We start from the raw sequence: 18,593 nt of genomic DNA, 5'->3' as shown, positions 1-18,593 counted from the left end.
GAGACGGGCGCGATCCCCGGTGACATTCGTGCGACAGGCGGAATGGACGGGCCCCGAGTGATCGTTGAGGAGAGACATGACTGCCTCTCCTCATCTGCGCAAGCTCGGTTCCTCCAGCCTGGAGGTCTTCCCGCTCGCCCTCGGCGGCAACGTCTTCGGCTGGACCGCCGACGAGAAGACCTCCTTCGCCGTCCTGGACGCCTATGCGGCGGCGGGCGGCAACTTCGTGGACACCGCCGACTCCTACTCGGCCTGGATCGAGGGCAACTCCGGCGGCGAGTCGGAGACCATCATCGGCAAGTGGGTCGCCTCCCGGGGCAACCGCGACCAGGTGGTCATCGCCACCAAGGTCAGCCAGCACCCGGAGTACAAGGGCCTGTCCGCCGCCAACATCAGGGCCGCCGCCGACGCCTCCCTGCGCCGCCTGGGCACCGACCACATCGACCTCTACTACACGCACTTCGACCAGCCCGAGGTCCCCGTCGAGGAGATCATCGGTGCCCTGGACGAGCTGGTGAAGGCGGGCAAGGTCCGGCACATCGCCGCCTCCAACATCGGCGCCGACCGGCTGCGGGAGTCCCTGGAGTTCTCCGACCGCGAGGGCCTGACCCGCTACGTCGCCCTCCAGCCCCACTACAACCTGGTCTCCCGCGACACCTACGAGGGCCCGGTGCAGGACCTCGCCGCCCGGGAGGGCCTGGCGGCGGTGCCGTACTTCGCCCTCGCCTCCGGCTTCCTGACCGGCAAGTACCGGCCCGGCACCGAGGTGGACAGCCCCCGTGCGGAGGGCGCCGCCAAGTACCTGGCGTCCGAGCGCGGCCAGAAGGTGCTCACCGTGCTGGACGAGGTGGCCGCCGCCCATGGTGCTCCGGTCGCCACGGTCGCCCTGGCCTGGCTCGCCGCCCAGCCGACGGTGGTCGCCCCGATCGCCTCGGCCCGCACGGTCGACCAGCTCCCGGCCCTGCTCGGGGTCGCGGACCTGCGGCTGACCCAGGACGAGCTGGACCGGCTGACCGCGGCCTCCGCCTGAGCGGGCGCGCGGGCTACGACCGGTACGGGTTGTAGCCGGAGTACGGCACCGACGGGTACCCGTAGCCGCTCCCGTACCCGCCATACCCGTAGCCCGCGTACGGCACCGCAGGGTGGCCGTACGCGGGCCACTGCGGCCGGGGCGCGGTGACCCGGGCCGCGTACTCCAGCGCGGGGCGGGCCACCTCGCGGCGCCGCCACAGCGCGGCCAGCAGCTCGTGCTCGCGGGCGAGGAAGTCCGCCCCGGCCCTGCCCCGGCGGGCCCGGCGCCGCAGGAAGGCGAGCGAGGTGGCGTACGCCTCGTACCGTGCGACCGCGTGGGCGGCGGGCCGGCCGCCGAGGTGATGCCGGGCGTGGTCGCGGGCCACCCGGCGCGCACGCATCGAGCCGAGCACGAACGGCTCCGCCGGACCGAGCCACCCGGCGAACACATAGGTCGGCAACTCCTCGCGCACGGTGCGCAGTTCGTTCTGCCGGGTCCAGATCGCCAGCCAGGTCAGCAGGCCGAACGCGGGCACCATGAAACCGGCGTAGACGAAGAGGAAGCCGAACTGGCCGAAGGACGCGGAGCCGTTCCACAGGCCGTGCAGGGTCATCGCCAGCAGCCAGCCGCCGATCGGGAACAGCACGCGCCGCACCCGCTGCCGGGGCGCCGCGAGCGCGCGCAGGCCGAAGCCGATGCCGGTGCACACGGTGAACAGCGGGTGCGCGAACGGCGACATCACCACGCGGACGAAGAAGGTGGCGGCGGTGACCGAGACGATGCCCCCGGCGCCGGTGACCCGGTCCTCGCCGAAGGCGGTGCCCAGATAGAGGATGTTCTCGGTGAAGGCGAAGCCGGTCGCGGTCACCCCGGCGATCACCACGCCGTCCACCAGGCCGGTGAAGTCGCGTCTGCGGAAGAGGAAGACCAGCAGCACGGCGGCGCCCTTCGCGGACTCCTCCACGACCGGGGCGATCAGGGTGGCGCCCAGGGTGTCGGCGTCGTCCGGGTCGGCGGCGGCCGTGGCGATCCAGTGGGTCGCGAAGCTGTTGGCGACGATCGCGATGAGCGCGGCGGCGCAGGCGCCCCAGGCGAACGCGAAGATCAGGTTCCGCCAGGGGCCCGGTTCCACCCGGTCCAGCCAGCGGAAGGCGGCGATCAGCCACGGCACCGGCAGCACCGCGAGCCCGAGCCCCACCAGGAACCCCTCGGTCCCGGTCTGCAGCCGCACCAGCGCGAGGATGACGAGGCCGGACAGCGCGAGCAGCGTGCTCAGCGCGCCGTAGCGCACCGAGCGGCGCTGCCACCAGTGCGGCGGGTGATGGCGTCCGGAGTGTTCCCGGGCTATCGGGGAGGGAGAGCTGGTGGCCACGGCATCGACCCTAACGGTGACCCGACGGCGGGCCGTCGGGAAATACGGGCCCGACGCGACGACCGGCCGGGCCTACGGCTGCCGGTGAGGTACGCGGCGGAAAAGAAGATCGTTCACGACGTGACCCTTGTCCAGTCCCTGGCCCTCGAAACGGGTCAGCGGCCGGAACCCGGGACGCGGCGCGAAACCGCCCTCCGCCTGCGTGTTCTCGAAGTCGGGGTGTGCCGAGAGCACGTCGAGCATCTGCTCGGCGTACGGCTCCCAGTCGGTCGCGCAGTGCACGACCGCGCCGGGCCGCAGCCGGGTCGCGGCCAGGCTCAGGAACGCGGGCTGGATCAGCCGCCGCTTGTGGTGCCGCTTCTTGGGCCACGGGTCCGGGAAGTAGACGCGCAGACCGTCGAGGGAGTCGGGCGTGAGCATCTTGCGGAGCAGGATGATCGCGTCGCCGTTGCCGACCCGGATGTTGGTCAGGCCGTTCTGGTCGGCCAGGTTCAGCAGATTGCCCTGGCCGGGGGTGTGCACGTCCACCGCGAGGATGTTGACGTCGGGGGCCGCCGCCGCCATCTGCGCCGTCGCCTCGCCCATGCCGAAGCCGATCTCCAGCACGACCGGGTTCGAGTTCCCGAACAGCTCCGCGAGGTCCACGACCCGCTGCCCGTCGATGTCCATGCCCCACTGCGGCCACAGCCGCTCCAGGGCATCGGCCTGGCCGGTGGTCACCCGGCTGCGGCGCGGCTGGAAGCTGCGGATGCGCCGCTCGAAGTGCGACCCGGCGGGATCGGCCTGGGGGCCACCCGGGAAACGGGGCTCCCCCTTGCTCCGGGAGGTCCGGGCGGACAGCGGAACGGACGACCCGTCGGTGGCGGGTCGCTCGGTCTCGGGGGCGTTCACGAAGTCAGACACAGTGCCTCCGATTTTAGGCGGTCGACGGGGGCGCCCCCTTCTGCTCGCCTCGTGTGACGGGTCACGCCGGTGCGGTGGGTCGGGTCGGTGCGGCGGACCGGGCACGTGCGGTGGTTCGGGCCCGTGGGGCGGGTCGGCCCCGTCCGGTGGGTCATGCCCGCCCGGTGGCTCATGGCCGCTCGGCAGGTCCGGCCCGCGTGACGGGTCATGGCCGTGCGGCGGATCGAGCCGGTGCGGTGGTTCGGGCCCGTGCGGCAGGTCGGCCTCGCCCGGTGGCTTACGGCCGCTCGGCAGGTCGGAGCCGCGTGACGGGTCATGGCCGCGAGGTGGGGCGGGCCGGTGCGGTGGGTCGGGGCCGTGTGGCGGACCGAGCCCGTGCGGGTGGCCGTGTGGCAGGCCGACCCCGCCTGGTGGTTCATGGCCGCTCGGCAGGTCGGGCCCGCGACGGGTCATGGCCGTGTGGCGGATCGGGCCGGTGCGGTGGGGCGGGCCGGTGCGGTGGACCGAGCCCGTGGGGCGGGTAGGGCCCGTGTGGCAGGTCGGCCCGTCCGGTGGGTCACGGCCGTTCGGCCGGTCGGGCCCGTGTGACGGGTCATGGCCGTGTGGCGGATCGAGCCGGTGCGGTGGGTCGGTTCGTGTGGCAGGTCGGCCTCGCCTGGTGGCTCACGGCCGCCCGGTAGGTCCGGCCCGCGTGACGGGGCATAGCCGTGGGATGGGTCGGTCCCGTCCGGTGGGGCACGGTCGCTCGGTGGTCACGTCGTGCTCAGTATCGCCAGGGCGCGGGACGCCACCTCGCGGCCGATCGGGAGGGAGGCCGTGGCTGCCGGGGACGGGGCGTTCAGGACGTGGATCGTGCGGGGGGTCTCGCGCAGCAGGAAGTCGTCCACCAGGGAGCCGTCCCGGGCCACTGCCTGTGCCCGCACCCCGGCCGGGGCCCGCACCAGGTCCGTCGAGCCGACGGCGGGCACCAAGCGCTGCACCGCTTTCAGGAACGCGCCCTTGGACACCGAGCGGCGCAGCTCACCGGCGCCGTAGAGCCAGTGCCGCCGGGCCAGCGCCCACGCGCCGGGCCAGGCGAGCGTGCCCGCCAGCTCACGGGGGCGTACGACACCCCAGCCGTACCCCTCGCGGGCCAGCGCCGGGACCGCGTTCGGGCCGATGTGGACCTCGCCGTCGATGCCCCGGGTCAGATGCACCCCGAGGAAGGGGAACGCCGGGTCCGGCACCGGATAGACCAGGCCCCGCACCAGCTCGGGGCGGGCCAGCTCCCAGTACTCCCCGCGGAAGGGAACGATGCGCACGTCCGGCTCGTCACCGGCGAGGCGGGCCACCTCGTCGCAGTACAGCCCCGCGCAGTTCACCAGCACGCGGGCGCGCACCACCTGCCCGGAGGAGGTCAGCACGGCCACGCCCCGCTCGGGGCGCCGGTCGATGCGGGCCACCCGCGCGCCGTAGCGGATCTCGGCACCGGAGGCGCGGGCCAGCTGCCGCGCGACCGCGCCGTAGTCGCACACGCCGGTCGTGCCGACGTGGAGCGCGGCAAGTCCCCGCACCTCCGGTTCGTACTCCGCGATCTGGGCGGCGCCCAGCTCCCGCACCGTGATGCCGTTCTCCCGGCCGCGCTGCGCCAGGGCGTGCAGCCGGGGCAGCTCGGCGCGCTCGGTGGCGACGATCAGCTTGCCGGTGACCGCGTGCGGGATGCCGTACTCCGCGCAGAACTTGACCATCTCGGCCGCGCCCCGCACCGCGTACCGCGCCTTCAGGGAGCCGGGGCGGTAGTAGATCCCGCTGTGGATCACCCCGCTGTTGCGCCCGGTCTGGTGCCGGGCCGGGCCTGGCTCCTTCTCCAGCACCGTCACCCGCGTACCCGGCGCGGCGCGGGTGATCGCGTACGCCGTCGACAGCCCGACGATCCCGCCACCGACCACCAGCACATCACAGTCGTACGCGCCCGTCCGCACCTGCACCACCTCCCGACTCGATAGTGCACTGCGCCACTGACAACGGCTTCAAACGCGGCCGACCGCGACTGGCCGGACCATGACACCGGAGCCGTCAGTCCGCACGCCCTCAGCCCCGCACGCCCTCAGCCCCTCACGCCGGAGCCATCAGCAGCGGCCGGGCCCGCTCGCGCAGCTCCACCACGCGCGGCTCGTCGCCGTACGGCTCCAGGCGGTGCAGCAGGTCCTTGACGTACTCGGTGGTGCGCGCCGAGGAGATCCGCCCGGCCACCTCCACCGCGCGCACGCCCTGCTCGCAGGCCGCGTCCAGGTTGCCCGACTCCAGCTCGGCCACCGCGGAGACGACCAGGCGCAGCCCGTGCGAGCGCACGAACTCCTCCGTCGGCTTGGACAGGGCCTGCTCGGTGAAGCGGCGCACCTGGCGGGGTGCCTTCAGATCGCGGTAGCACTCGGCGGCGTCGGCGGCGAAGCGGTCGTAGCCGTAGAAGCCGAGCCAGGACGGGTCGTTGTCGCCCTCGCGGGAGCGCTCGAGCCAGCCCTCGGCCGACTTCAGCGCGGCGCCCGCGGCCTGGGCGTCGCCCGCGCGCGCGTGCGCTCTCGCCTCGACCAGCCGGAAGAAGCTCATCGTGCGGGCGGTGGCCAGACCCCGGTTGCGCTCCAGGGCGGCCTGGGCGAGGTCCACGCCCTCGTCGCCGAAGCCCCGGTAGGTGGCCTGGAGGGACATGGAGGCGAGGACGTAGCCGCCGAGGGGTACGTCGGCCGCCGCGCGGGCCAGCCGCAGCGCCTGGATGTAGTAGCGCTGGGCGGCCTCCTGCTGGCCGGTGTCGAAGGCCATCCAGCCCGCCAGCCGGGTCAGTTCGGCACCCGCGCCGAACAGGGCGCGGCCCACCTCGTCGGAGTAGGAGCCGAGCAGCAGCGGCGCCGCCTCCACGCGCAGGCACTCCGGGACCATGGACGAACGCCAGTCGCCGCCGCCGTACTTGGAGTCCCAGCGCCGGGCGTCCTCGGCCGCCTCCCGGAGTTTGCGCACATCGCTGTGGCCGACTTTGATCGGTGCGCCGGCGCCCTCGGCCGAGGCCGCCTCGCGTTCCACCGAGCTGTCGGCGGGGGTTATCAGCCATCGGGACGCGGGCGTGGCGTAGGCGCTCACGGCGAACGAGCCCGCCAGCGACTGCCAGATCCCGCCGGAGCCCGCCCGGCGCCCGGCCAGGTCCAACCGGTACAGATCGGTGGCCGACTTGACCGCCTGGCCCACGTCGCGCGGGAAGGCGAGGCCGACCTCCGGCGCCGGGTCGGCGTCCGCCAGGCCGATCTCGTGCAGCGGCACCGGGCGGCCGAGTTTCTGGCCGATCGCCGCCGCGATCAGGTGAGGTGCCGCCCCTTGGGGCACCATGCCCTTCGAAACCCAGCGCGCCACCGACGTCTTGTCGTAGCGAAGGGTCAACCCCCGCTGGGCGCCTAGGTCGTTGACGCGCCGCGCCAGTCCCGCGTTGCTGATTCCCGCGAGGGCGAGAACGGCGCCGAGTTTCTCGTTCGGCCCGCGTTGCTCCCTGGACATGCGCCACCCCTCGACACAGACGGCTGCCCCGCTGGCATAACCACGCGGCATTCGTAAACACAGCGTAGTTCGCCGCATCCCAAGCGTTAAGGGGCATTGTTCCGGATGGCGCGATTGCGGTCCGTACGGGAGTACGGCCCTGTACGCACCGTGCACACCCTGTCGCGGCGTGCCCCCGGCCGTGTGGCCGTGCGCCTGTCCGTGCGCTCTTCTCCGGCCACCTCGGGAGCGGTTCCATGGGACTCGCGTGGGTCGGCCCGCTGTACTGAATCCAGTGGGCTGGGGGACACCGCCACCTTCATCCCCGCGGGTGGCGGACCGGTCCGGGAGGCGATGCCCGCCTCCCGGACTGTGCGCGGCCCGCGGTCCGCAGGGCTCTGCGCGGCTCTGTACGGAGCGTGCTCAACCGCCGTACGCCGCCCACGAATTGGCCGAAAACCGCCCTCCGTCAGGACCGCTGATCCCCGCTCCGACCAGAGAACTTGAGGGCGCACAGGGGGTTTTCGGGGAGTGAAGCGGGGCGCATTCGCATCGCATACGCCCGGTGTTCCAGGGGAGTTGTCCGCAGGTCCCGCCGACCGCCGCTCGCCGGTGCGACCCTGCCCTTCCGTGCCAAGCGCCCACCCCCGCACGCCGTTTCGCTCAGGTTTCTCCCGCGCGAAGGCGGCGCCGCCGCCCCTCTCCGGCGCGTTCTTCATGGCAGCATGGGTCCGGTTCGTGCGGTGCACTGATTGTCCACAGCCTGTGGAGGCGTCGATGCGGTGGTTGGTCGGGTGGAACAGCGCCGCGACGGGCGGCCTCGGACCCGGCGCCGTGGACCCCTCCGGATACGACGACGAGACCCCACACCCGGTCGGCTCCCAGCTGCTGTGGGGCGGCCCCGACCCGCTGTGGGCGGTCGGCGACTGGCGCCCCGACGAGGTCCGCGTGGTCCAGGGCGACGCACAGAACCGCATCGCCGTCCTCGGCATCTGCGGCGCCTCCGACGACGAGCTGCGCCGGGGCCTGTTCACCGCGCGCGGGGGCGCGCTCCGGCATCTGACCGCCTGGCCCGGCAGCTACACCGCCGTCGTGCAGGCCGGGCGCCGCATCACTGTCTGCGGCGACCTCGCGGGCGCCCGCCCGGTCTTCCACGCTCCCTGGAACGGCGGCACCTCCTTCGCCACGGCCGCCCTGCCGCTGGCCGACCTCACCGAGGCCAACCTCGACTTCGGCCACCTCGCCTCCCTGCTCGCCGCCCCGGACGTCCCGGCCGCGCTGCGCGACACCACGCCGTACGAGGGCGTACGCCGCGTTCCGCCGGGGCACGCACTGATCCTGCGCGCCGGAGCGCGCGAGATCACCGGGTACGAGCCGGTCGCCTCCCTCGCGGTCGCCGCGCCCCCGGCCGACCCGGCCCACGCCGTCGACGCCGTGCGCGACGCCCTGATCGAGGCGGTCCGGGTGCGGCTCGCCGCGCCCCGGCACGTGCCCGGACTCGATCCAGGGCCGGTGCCCGGCATGGGCCCGGCCGAGCGGCGGGCGGCGCGCGGGATGCCGGTGCCCGGCATCGGCGCCGACCTCTCCGGCGGCCCGGCCTCCGGCACCCTGGCCCTGCTCGCCGCCGGGCTGCCCGGCCGACCCGGCACCCTGCTCGGCCACGGCACCGGCGCGGGGGAGCGGCTGCTCGCCGTCACCTTCAACGACCTGGCCGTCGGTGGCCGCGAGGCCGAACTGGAGCGCGCCGGAGCCCTCGCGGCCAACCCGCGCCTGCACCACGTGGTGGTCACCGGCGGCGAGGACACCCTCCCCTACGCCGACCTGGACGGACCCCTCACCGACGAACCCGGCCCCTCCCTGGTCACCGCCGCCCGGCACCGCGCCCGGCTCGCGGCGGGCAGCGCCGACCACTTCACCGGACACGGCGCCCGCCAGGTCCTCGACGCCCACCCCGCCCGCCTCGCCGATCTGCTGCTCGACCGCAGACGGCGCCATCTGGTCCGCCCGGTCGCCGCCCTCACCCGCGCCGACGGCTCGGTTCTGGTCCCCGCGCGGGTCTACGGCGCGGCCCGGCGCCTGGCCCGTACGCCGTACCGCACGGGCATGGCGGCGCTGGCCGAGCGGCTGATGCGGCGGGGCTTCGACGAACCCAAGGGGGCGGTCGGCGCGTCCCTCGCCGCGCTGACCTGGGGGAGACCCGGTCCGGCGGCGCGGTGGCTGACGGGGGAAGCACTGGCTGAAGTATCGGTTCTTCTGCAGTCCGGGGCGGACCGCGCCTCCGGTGGACCCGGGCTGCGCCCCGGCGAGTTCCGCGCCGCCGCCGTCCTCGCCCGGCACGCCGCCGATCTGCGCGTCCTCGAACAGGCCGCCGAGGTCCGCTCCCAGCGGCTGCACGCGCCCTTCCTCGACAACCAGGTCGTCCGCGCCTGCCGCGCCCTGCCCGAGGCCCTGCGGGTCAAGCCCGGCGCCCGCGCCGCCGTCCTGCGCACCGTCCTGGACGGCGCCGGGGTCACCGATCTGCCGCCCGGCTGGGGCGCCCCCTCGCACGCGTCCAGTGCCGCCGCCGCCCGGACGGGCCTGCGCGTCGCCGCCGACTCGCTCGTGGACCTCTTCGCCACCCCGCTGCTCGCGGACGCGGGCCTGGTCGAGGCCCGCGTGGTCCGCAAGGCCGTCCGCTCGGCGGCGGCGGGCGAACCCCTCCCGCTGGACGGCCTCGCCGACCTGGTCTCCGTCGAACTCTGGCTCGGCCGTCTGCTCGCCCGCCGGGGCAGCTGCTGGACCGGCACCCCGGCCCGCGCCCGCGCCGTACCCGCGGGCATCGACCCGCAGCGGGGCGCGCTGGGAGCCGCTAGCGGCAGGTGAACCGGGAGCGGGCCCAGTCCGCGAAGGCCACCTGCTCGAAGGCGTTGCCCCGCTGCTCCACCACGAGCCGCACCGTCCTGCGCCCGGCCAGGTCCACATGCACCGGCACCGCCGCGTCCCCGGCCTCCACCGCACCGGACTGCCACAGCCGGACCCCGTCCGCGTAGACGGAGAAGGCCACCTTGCCGTGCGTGAGGTTGAGGTCGTCCACCCCGGCCAGGGCGTCGTACGCCGTGCACTGGCGGTTGAGGTCCACGGTGACCGAGGAGTCGCCGCGCACGGTGATGCCGGGGGAGTAGTGCGTGCCGCCGATCGAGAGGTCGTAGCGCCGCCACACCCAACTGCTGTCGCCGAGGCGCACCTCGGGCTCGGTGCCGTCGCCGGTGAGGTCGTAGTTCAGCGCGTTGGTCTCGTAGACCTCGGGCGCGGGCGGCGGAGTGGGCTTCGGGGTGGGCTTGGGCGTCGGCTTCGGCGCGGGCTTCGGGGGCGGGGTCGGCTTCGGCGTCGGCTGGGGAGTCGGCGTCGGCTTCGGGGTGGGCTTCGGCTTGGGGGCCGGTTTCGGGGTGGGCTTCGGCTTCGGGGCGGGCTTGGGCGTCGGCTTCGGTGCGGGCGCCGGGGGCTGCGCGGGGGCGGCGGCGACCGGCTCCGGGTCCGGCTTCTTCGGCTTCGGAGCGGGCTTCGGGGTGTGCGGCTGCTGGATCACCGGGGACGGGGCGGGCTTGGCGATCTCCCGGGTCGGGTGGTTGTCGTTCACCAGCGCGAGGGCGATCGCCGCGGCGGCCACCGCCACCACGCCGGTCGCGATACCCGCCTTCACCGGCGCGCCCAGCCCCTCCGAGGCCGCCGCGCCACCGCCCGCGCCGCCTCCGGAACCGGTCGCCGCTGCGGCGGCACCCGCCGCGCCGACTCCCGCGCCGCCCGCGATGACCCCGAGCGCCTTCGCGTACCCGGCGGCACCGAACCAGCCGATGACGGCCACCGGGACGACCGCCGGGATGCCGCTCGCGACTTCCTGGATCTGGGCTGCCGCCAGGCGGCACTTGGCGCACTCCTCCAGGTGCTTGCGCAGGCCCCGCTCGGCGCGCACCCGCAGCTTGCGGCGGGCGTACCCGCCGAGCTGGTCCGCGTAGCGCGCGCACTCCTCGTCGCTCACGAGGCTCGCGCTGACGTGCGCCTGGAGGTACGCCTGCTTCAGCCCCTCACGGGCCCGGCTGGCCAGCACGCGCGTGCCGTTGGCGTCCAGGCCGAACAGCACCGCCACGTCGCTCGGCGACTCGTCCTCCACCTCGGTGTGCCAGAGCACCGCCTGCCAGCGCTCGGGCAGCGAGCGGAACGCCTGCATCGCCATCGACTGCTCGGCCTCGTGCATCGCGCGCACGTCCGCGCCGAGGTCCAGGGTGTCGTCGTCGGACACCTCGGAGGAACGGGCGGCCTGCTGCGCGAACACCGCGAAGTCGTCGACCAGTTGCTCGCGCCGGGCCGACTTGGTCCAGTGCGCGGCGACCCGGCGCACCGAGGTCAGCAGATAGGCGCGCACCGCGTACTCCGGGCCCGAGCCGCCGCGCACCGCCTGGAGCATCCGCGCGAACACCTCGGCGGTCAGGTCGTCGGCGGTGTGGCCGTCACGGCAGCAGGTACGCGCGTAGCGCTTCACCGCGTCGGCGTGCCTGCGGTACAGCTCCTCGTACGCGGAGTCGTCACCGGCCCGCATCCGCTCGATCAGCTCGCTGTCGGCGGGGGGCATGTCGGCGGGGGGCAGGTCACGCGGGGGCGGCAGCACGCTGCCCTCACGCTGGGCGGGGAGACTCGCCTCGGCGGACTCGGCCGGACGCGGCTGCTCCGCCCCGGGACCACGCCCGCCCTGGCTCGGCACCTGCGGCGACGTCAGCCCGCCGGCCTCCGCGTCGCCCTCACCGCGCGCGCCGTCCCACCCGTCGACACTCATCCCCGAAAATCCCCCGATGCCCGGCACAGCCGAATCCGTACCGGCTCAGGGTGCCACAAAGGTTTACACCCCTGGGCCACTCGTCCGACCCGTCACTCGTCCGGGCGGATTATCCCCACGCCTTGCGAACAAAATCCGAACGGGGTGTTCACGTAAGGACGTTGTTGATCTTTCGGGGGCGGGATGAGGAAGGTTCTACGGCCATACCGGGCCCGGTACGGTCACCGGGCCCGGCCTCGCTTCCGAGGGACCTGCGATCGATCGCGCGGGGCCTACGGTCGCTTCCGCGGGCCCTACGCCGGGCGGGAGCGCAGTCCCTCCAGCAGGATCTCCAGCAAGCGGGCGGAGGCCGCCGCCTGCTGGGCCGCGTCCGGCAGAGACGGGGCCGCCGTGGCGATGACCAGGAGGACGTCGGCCACGGAGACATCGGGGCGCAGTTCGCCCGCCGCCCGCGCGCGGTCCACCAGCCGTCCGACCACCTCGAGGAGCGCGGCCACGCTCGTGGACTCGTCCGCCACCAGCCGGAGTTCACCCGAACCGGGGACCGGCTGCGAACGCTGCTGCGGCACCCGGGCCTCGTCGTCCGCGACCCCCACCCGCAGCACCTGCGGCGGCAGCAGCCGTCCCGCGCCCGAGGCCACCGACGTGCGCAGGAAGCGCGACAGCGCCGACCACGGCTCGTCCTCCTGACCCAGCGCGGCCCGCGCCTGCTCGGTCAGCCGCGCGGTCTCCTCCTCGGCGATCCGCCGCACCAGCACGTCCTTGCTGGGAAAGCGCCGGTAGACCGTGCCGACCCCGACCCGCGCGCGCCGCGCCACGTCCTCCATCGGCGCGCCGTACCCCAGCTCGCCGAAGACCTCACGCGCCGCCCGCAGCACGTGCTCCAGATTGCGCTGCGCGTCCACCCGCAGCGGCGCCGAACGCGGACCGTCCCCGCGTTTGCCGCCGGTCACGACGGACGCGGCCGACCAGTGCGTGTCCTGAAGATGCATGTGTTCCCCCGGTGATGACGTCTCCCCCCGGAGACTCCCCGCCACTGACGCCGGAGGTACGCGGAACCGGCCCGGTCCCTGAGCGGAACCGCTCCGCGCGGGCCCCGTTCGGCCACATTCCCCGCACTCCGTCGACACATGAACATAGTTGAGAGGGCGTCAATTCAGAAGGGGTAGGTTCCGCACAGTGCGCCCCCGATCGGAGTACGAGCCATCTATGTCCGGATTCCATGCCTTCACCACCGCTCGCGGCACCGGGCGGCCCGGCCCCGATTCCCCCGTCCGGGCGGCGCGTCCCACACGGCGCACCACCGTCTTCCGGTCACACAAATCGCCGGGGCTGTGGACAAACAAAGGCGCCGGGTGCGTCATGGGATGGTGAAGGAACGCGCGCGCATTCTGGTCGTCGGCGGCGGCCACGTCGGGATGTACACCGCCCTGCGTCTCCAGCGGACGCTGAAACCGCAGCTCAGACAGGGCGATGTCGAGATCACCGTGGTCAGCCCCGACCCCTATATGACCTATCAGCCGTTCCTGCCGGAGGCCGCCGCGGGCTCGATCTCACCCCGCCATGTCGTCGTCCCGCTGCGCCGCGTCCTGGACCGGTGCCGCGTCGTCGTCGGCGAGGTCACCTCCCTCGACCACACCGCCCGCACCGCCGCCGTCCGCACCCTCGCCACCGCCGAGCGCGACGCCCCGGACGAACTCCTCGGCTACGACGAACTCGTCCTCGCCCCCGGCTCCGTCGCCCGCACCCTGCCCATACCCGGCCTCGCCGAGCACGGCATCGGCTTCAAGACCGTCGAGGAGGCCATCGGCCTGCGCAACCACGTCATCGAACAGCTCGACATCGCCTCCTCCACCCGCGACCCCGCCGTCCGCGACGCCGCCCTCACCTTCGTCTTCGTCGGCGGCGGCTACGCGGGCGTCGAAGCCCTCGCCGAACTGGAGGACATGGCCCGCCACGCCACCCGCTACTACCCCGGCATCCGCCCCGAGGACATGAAATGGGTCCTCGTCGAGGCCACCGGGCGCATCCTCCCCGAGGTCGGCCCCGAACTCGGCGGCTACACCGTCACCCAGCTGCGCCGCCGCAACATCCGCGTCCTCCTGGAGACCCGCCTGGAGTCCTGCGCCGACCGGATCGCCGTGCTCAGCGACGGCCAGCGCTTCCCCACCCGCACCCTCGTCTGGACCGCGGGCGTCCGCCCCCACCCCCTGCTCGCCGCCACCGGCCTGCCGCTCACCGACCGAGGCCGGCTGCGCTGCACCGCCGAGCTGACCGTCGAAGGCGCCCCGCACGCCTGGGGCGCGGGCGACGCCGCCGCCGTACCGGACGTCACCGCCGACCCCGGCACCGAGACCGCCCCCAACGCCCAGAACGCCGTACGCCAGGCCCGCGTCCTCGCCGACAACCTCGTCCACACCCTGCGCGGCGAACCCCTGGAGACCTACGCGCACACCCACGCCGGTTCCGTCGCCTCCCTCGGCCTGCACAAAGGGGTGGCCCAGGTGTACGGACACCGGCTGACCGGATACCCCGCCTGGCTCATCCACCGCGTCTACCACCTCAGCCGGGTGCCCACCGTCAACCGCAAGGCCCGCGTCCTGGCCGAGTGGACCCTCGCCGGACTCTTCCGCCGCGAGATCGTCTCGCTCGGCTCCCTCGAACACCCCCGCGCGGAGTTCGAACTGGCAGCCGGTGGAACCCCCCCACCTCCCCCGTCCGACAACCCGAAGGGGTCGTCCTGACCGGACCCGGGAACTCCACCCGGCACCGGGGCGTCTGACGGATATCGCCCCGGACGGCCACCTGCCAGACTGCCCATGTCCCCGGCCGGGCATCCGCCCGCACTCAGCACACACGAGGCTTTCCCCACTGTGAACTTCACGCGCTGGAGCGCCCGGCTCCCCGGAACGCAGCGCCGCGCCGCGGCACGGACCGAGCAGGCGGTACAGGCGGTGTCCCCGAACCCACCGGGAGAAGGCTCCGTGCCCGCGGCCCGCGGCGAACGCCCCGACGAACAGCCCGCCTTCGGCCCCGCCGTCGACGAACTGCCCGCACGCGAGGTCCTCGACCGCGTCCCGGCCCTCGTCGCCCTCGTCCACGGCCCCGACCACAGCCTCGCCTACGTCAACGACGCCTACCGCGCGGCCTTCGGCACCCGCACCCCGGGCGAGCCCGCCCGCGCGGCCCTGCCCGAACTCTCCGAACTGGGCCTGCTCCCGCTCCTGGACCAGGTGCTGCGCAGCGGACGCCCCCGCACCCTGAAGTCCCGCCGCGCCGTCGACGGCCGCTTCTACACCTTCACCTGCACCCCGGTCACCGAGGGCGGCGACCGGGGCGCGGGCGTCCTCGTCTTCGCCACCGACGTCACCGACCACGCCGAGGCCGCCGAACGCCTGCGCACCAGCGAACGCCGCCAGCGTGAGACCGCCGTCACCCTCCAGCGCTCCCTGCTCCCACAGGACCTGGAGGAACCCGACGACCTGCGCGTCGCCGCCACCTACCAGCCCGGCGGCACCGAGGCCGCCGTCGGCGGCGACTGGTACGACGTCATCACCCTCGGCGGCGGACGCACCGCCCTCGTCATCGGCGATGTCATGGGCCGTGGCGTGCGCGCCGCCGCCGTCATGGGCCAGCTGCGCACCGCCGTCCGCGCCTACGCCCGCCTCGATCTGCCGCCCCACGAGGTGCTCCAGCTGCTCGACGGCCTCGCCATCGAGATCGACGCCAACCAGATCGCCACCTGCGTCTACGCCGTCCACGACCCCAACGAGGGCCGCCTGGTCTACGCCTCCGCCGGCCATCTGCCGATCCTGGTCCGCGACGAGCACGGCACGGTGCTGCGCGCCGACGAACCCACCGGACCCCCGCTCGGCACCGGCGGCTGGGTGCACGCCTCCGGCTCGGTCCCCCTCGGCCCCGGCTCCACGGCCGTCCTCTATACGGACGGTCTGGTCGAGCGGCGCGACGAGGACCTGGACGAGGGCATCGCCGCCCTGGAACGCGCCCTCGCCGGAGCCACCGGCAGCCCCCAGGTCGTCTGCGACCGACTGGTCCGCTCGGCCGGAGTCACCGCCGACCACGACGACGACGTGGCGGTCCTGGTCCTCCAGCACCCCGCGCGCACCGGCCCCGAGGGCGACCTCTTCCGCAACGCTGCCCTCGATCTGCTCGGCGGCATCGAGGCGGCCCCGCGCGCCCGCGCCTTCGCCTCCGGCGTCCTCACCAGCTGGCGCTTCCCCGTGGAACTGCACGACCTGGGCGTCCTGGCCGCCAGCGAACTGGTCGCCAACTCCCTCCAGCACGGCATCCCGCCCATGCGGCTCCGGCTCCGCCGCACCGACCGCCGCCTGATCATCGAGGTGACCGACGGCGACGACCACCTCCCACGCCGCCGCCGCGCCGAACCCGCCGACGAGTCCGGACGCGGCATCGACATCGTGGCCACCATCGCCTCCGCCTGGGGCGCCCGGAAGACACCGGGCGGCGGCAAGGCGGTCTGGTGCGAGTTCCTGCTCTCGAAGGGCGAGCCCTCCGTGGGATCAGGGGCCGACGGGATCAGGCGCTGACGGACTCCGCCGCCGCCTTGCCCCGGGCCACCACCCGGCTCTGCACCAGCGACCACGGCCGGTCCTGCGCGGCCGTGAGCCGCCGCCCCAGCCGCAGCGCCAGCACACTGATCGCCAGTGAGAACAGCACGAACGTCACGATGTACGGCGCGTGCAGCGAGGCCCCGAGCGGACCGCCCACCGCCGGACCGATCGCCAGCGCGAGCTGCTTGACCAGCGCGAAGGCCGAGTTGTACTGACCGGCGCTGCCCTCGGGCGCCAGATCCGCCACCAGCGGGGCGAGCGTCGGCGACAGCATCGCCTCACCCAGCCCGAACAGCGCGTACGTCGACACGAACGCGGCCGTGGCCATCTCCTGGCTGCCGTGCCCGAGCCCCGCGTACCCCGCCGCCAGCCAGGCGACGGTCCAGATCAGCCCGACGAGCGCGATGACCCGCGACCGGCGCCGCCGCTCGACCAGCTTCAGCACGGCGAACTGCGCCACGACGATCATCATCGTGTTGGCCGCCAGCGCGGTGCCGAGGGTGGACGTGGATATCCCGGCCGCCTCCACGCCGTACGCGCTCAGCCCGGACTCGAACTGGCCGTAGCAGGCGAAGAAGAGGACGAAGCCCAGGACGCAGAGCTGCACCATCGCGCGGTTCCCGGCCATCCGGCGCCAGCCGCCCTTGGCCGCGCCCTCCGGCTGGTCCGTGATGTGCGGGGCGCGCGGCATCCGCACCGTCGTCATCACCACGACCAGCAGCAGGAAGATCGCCGCCTCGAACGCGAACAGCAGGGTGAAGGAGGAGACCTTGGTCGTGTCGACCAGGTGGCCGCCTATCAGTCCGCCGATACCGAGCCCGAGATTCTGCAGGAAGAACTGCGTCGCGAACGCGCGCGAGCGGGTCTCGGTCGCCGAGCAGTCCACGATCATCGTCGCCAGCGCGGGCTGCATCACGGCCTGCCCGGCGCCGAGCGCCGCCGCCGTCACCAGGACCGCCGCCGCGCTGCTCGCCAGACCGAGGCCGAGGGCGCCGAGCGCGGCCAGGACCAGGGCGGCGAGCAGCACGGGCAGCGGACCGCGGCGCACGATCGCGCGGCCCGCGAAGGGCAGCACGACCAGCGCGGCCACGGCGAAGACGGCGAGCACCAGTCCCGCCGTCATCGCTCCCAGCCCTCGCACCTGCGCCACATAGACGTACAGATACGGAACCGTGAAGCCGAGCCCGAACGCACTGAGTGCGTTGCCCACGTGGATGCGGCGCATCGCCGCTCCCCTCGCCCTGGTCACGTTCACCTCTTTCATCAGTTAGGAGTGAAGACTTCAAAGCTAAAGTTCGAAGCTAAAGACTACATATCGAAGGACTTCAAAGCAAGGAGAGCCCGTGCGATACTGCGGCTATGGCCGACACCCCCGGCGTCACCGAGCCGACGCTCGAAGAACAGATCGCCGCCTATCAGCGCGAGTTCCAGGACCTGGACCCCCAGGTCGAGAAGATCGTGTCGGCGCTGTCCCGGCTGAACCGGCGGATGAACGTCGCCTACGGCCGCCAGACCTCCGAGCTGGGCATCAGCAACGCCGAGTGGGAGGTGCTGAAGGCACTCGTCCTGTCCGGCTCCCCCTATCGCATGGGCCCCGGCGAGCTGGCGAAGCGCCTCGGCCTCACCCCGGCCGCGATGACCCACCGCATCGACCGCATGGTGGGCGAAGGTCTGGTCACCCGCGAGCGCGACGAGTCCAACCGGGTCCGGGTCATCGTCGAGCTGACTCCCGGGGGCCGCGAGAAGTGGCTGGAGGCGATGCGCCTCGCCACCGTCTTCGAGGAGGACCTGCTCCAGGACCTCACCCCCGCCGAGCGCGCCGTGCTCGGAGAGGTCCTCACCCGGCTGCTGCGCCGCGTGGAGCACGCCCAGCCGGACGCGGACGGCCGGCTCACCGACCTGGACTGACCTGCCGCTCAAAAAAATCTTGACAGCGGGGGTTGACTCGCCCCGTGCGGATCCGTAAAGTTCTTCGGGTTGCACGGAGACGTAACGGTTCTCCCGCAACACTCCGCCGCCTGGAGCGGCACCCCAAACCATCAGCACGATCTCCCCCTGGGATTGCTTTCGGCGTGTCCGAATTCAATTCGAATGGGGCTCGGCAGCCCGATTAGGAACTGCCGGGGTTGATCCGCTAAGGTTTGAGACGTCGGAACGGCCGCGAGGCCGGGAAGACAAACCCCGCTGACTGGGGGTCAGACACCGAAAAGGATCTGATAGAGTCGGAACCGCCGGAAAGGGAAACGCGAGAGCGAGAACCTGGAAAGCACCGAGGAAATCGGATCGGAAAACGGTCTGATAGAGTCGGAAACACCGAAGGGAAGCCCGGAGGAAAGCCCGAGAGGGTGAGTACAAAGGAAGCGACCGTTCCTTGAGAACTCAACAGCGTGCCAAAAATCAACGCCAGAT

12 protein-coding genes are annotated in these 18,593 nt (G+C 73.4%); 5 read left to right on the top strand and 7 right to left on the bottom strand.

What is annotated here, in order from left to right; all coding sequences use genetic code 11:
* The first annotated feature begins 76 nt into the window (after nt 1-76).
* Nucleotides 77-1,030 (top strand): aldo/keto reductase, encoded by a 954-nt coding sequence (locus B079_RS0119055; protein ID WP_018547441.1) that lies wholly within the window; start codon nt 77-79, stop codon nt 1,028-1,030.
* 13 nt (nt 1,031-1,043) lie between these two features.
* On the opposite strand, the gene B079_RS0119050 is transcribed toward B079_RS0119055, so the two are convergent.
* The 4 genes from B079_RS0119050 to B079_RS0119035 all read right to left on the bottom strand — a co-directional run bounded on the left by B079_RS0119050 (nt 1,044) and on the right by B079_RS0119035 (nt 6,806).
* Nucleotides 1,044-2,384: a PrsW family intramembrane metalloprotease gene (locus B079_RS0119050; RefSeq protein ID WP_037801707.1), complete on the bottom strand. Its 1,341-nt coding sequence runs from the start codon at nt 2,382-2,384 to the stop codon at nt 1,044-1,046.
* Between the two features lie 72 nt (nt 2,385-2,456).
* A complete protein-coding gene (gene trmB / locus B079_RS0119045) occupies nt 2,457-3,287 on the bottom strand; it encodes a tRNA (guanosine(46)-N7)-methyltransferase TrmB (RefSeq protein WP_018547439.1) in 831 nt (276 codons plus the stop codon).
* Nucleotides 3,288-4,039: 752 nt separating this feature from the next.
* Complete coding sequence (gene lhgO / locus B079_RS0119040) at nt 4,040-5,257, bottom strand: L-2-hydroxyglutarate oxidase (protein WP_018547438.1); 1,218 nt, start codon at nt 5,255-5,257, stop codon at nt 4,040-4,042.
* A 124-nt stretch (nt 5,258-5,381) separates the two neighbouring features.
* On the bottom strand, nt 5,382-6,806 hold the full coding sequence (locus B079_RS0119035) for a hypothetical protein (protein WP_018547437.1): 1,425 nt from the start codon (nt 6,804-6,806) through the stop codon (nt 5,382-5,384).
* Between the two features lie 756 nt (nt 6,807-7,562).
* Between B079_RS0119035 and B079_RS0119030 the strand changes: the two genes are divergently transcribed.
* Nucleotides 7,563-9,647 (top strand): asparagine synthase-related protein, encoded by a 2,085-nt coding sequence (locus B079_RS0119030; RefSeq protein WP_018547436.1) that lies wholly within the window; start codon nt 7,563-7,565, stop codon nt 9,645-9,647.
* Here B079_RS0119030 and B079_RS0119025 read toward each other — a convergent pair.
* Together B079_RS0119025 and B079_RS0119020 are read right to left on the bottom strand one after the other, a co-directional pair.
* Entirely contained in the window at nt 9,634-11,592 is a 1,959-nt protein-coding gene (locus B079_RS0119025; protein WP_018547435.1) for a sigma-70 family RNA polymerase sigma factor, read from the bottom strand. The genes B079_RS0119030 and B079_RS0119025 overlap by 14 nt on opposite strands.
* Before the next feature lie 293 nt (nt 11,593-11,885).
* Nucleotides 11,886-12,584: a TetR/AcrR family transcriptional regulator gene (locus B079_RS0119020; protein ID WP_018547434.1), complete on the bottom strand. Its 699-nt coding sequence runs from the start codon at nt 12,582-12,584 to the stop codon at nt 11,886-11,888.
* A 375-nt stretch (nt 12,585-12,959) separates the two neighbouring features.
* Between B079_RS0119020 and B079_RS0119015 the strand changes: the two genes are divergently transcribed.
* A complete protein-coding gene (locus B079_RS0119015; protein ID WP_018547433.1) occupies nt 12,960-14,336 on the top strand; it encodes an NAD(P)/FAD-dependent oxidoreductase in 1,377 nt (458 codons plus the stop codon).
* A gap of 129 nt (nt 14,337-14,465) precedes the next feature.
* Complete coding sequence (locus tag B079_RS0119010; RefSeq protein ID WP_018547432.1) at nt 14,466-16,160, top strand: ATP-binding SpoIIE family protein phosphatase; 1,695 nt, start codon at nt 14,466-14,468, stop codon at nt 16,158-16,160.
* Here B079_RS0119010 and B079_RS0119005 read toward each other — a convergent pair.
* Entirely contained in the window at nt 16,150-17,409 is a 1,260-nt protein-coding gene (locus B079_RS0119005) for an MFS transporter (RefSeq protein WP_018547431.1), read from the bottom strand. The two genes, B079_RS0119010 and B079_RS0119005, sit on opposite strands and share 11 nt — an antisense overlap.
* 134 nt (nt 17,410-17,543) lie before the next feature.
* On the opposite strand from B079_RS0119005, the gene B079_RS0119000 reads away from it, so the two are divergent.
* Nucleotides 17,544-18,092, top strand: coding sequence for a MarR family winged helix-turn-helix transcriptional regulator (locus B079_RS0119000; protein WP_018547430.1), 549 nt, complete (start codon nt 17,544-17,546; stop codon nt 18,090-18,092).
* Nucleotides 18,093-18,593 lie beyond the last annotated feature (501 nt).

Origin of the sequence: Streptomyces sp. LaPpAH-108, from assembly GCF_000373625.1 — a bacterium.
In the GTDB taxonomy this organism is placed as follows: domain Bacteria; phylum Actinomycetota; class Actinomycetes; order Streptomycetales; family Streptomycetaceae; genus Streptomyces.
This window is presented reverse-complemented; position numbering and strand designations above follow the sequence as displayed.

What these genes read in the sequence shown, in the direction of transcription:
- B079_RS0119055 (WP_018547441.1), top strand. Translation starts at nt 77, where the DNA reads ATGACTGCCTCTCCTCATCTGCGCAAGCTCGGTTCCTCCAGCCTGGAG.
- B079_RS0119035 (WP_018547437.1), bottom strand. Translation starts at nt 6,806, where the DNA reads ATGTCCAGGGAGCAACGCGGGCCGAACGAGAAACTCGGCGCCGTTCTC.
- B079_RS0119030 (WP_018547436.1), top strand. Translation starts at nt 7,563, where the DNA reads ATGCGGTGGTTGGTCGGGTGGAACAGCGCCGCGACGGGCGGCCTCGGA.
- B079_RS0119025 (WP_018547435.1), bottom strand. Translation starts at nt 11,592, where the DNA reads ATGAGTGTCGACGGGTGGGACGGCGCGCGCGGTGAGGGCGACGCGGAG.
- B079_RS0119020 (WP_018547434.1), bottom strand. Translation starts at nt 12,584, where the DNA reads ATGCATCTTCAGGACACGCACTGGTCGGCCGCGTCCGTCGTGACCGGC.
- B079_RS0119015 (WP_018547433.1), top strand. Translation starts at nt 12,960, where the DNA reads ATGGTGAAGGAACGCGCGCGCATTCTGGTCGTCGGCGGCGGCCACGTC.
- B079_RS0119005 (WP_018547431.1), bottom strand. Translation starts at nt 17,409, where the DNA reads ATGCGCCGCATCCACGTGGGCAACGCACTCAGTGCGTTCGGGCTCGGC.
- B079_RS0119000 (WP_018547430.1), top strand. Translation starts at nt 17,544, where the DNA reads ATGGCCGACACCCCCGGCGTCACCGAGCCGACGCTCGAAGAACAGATC.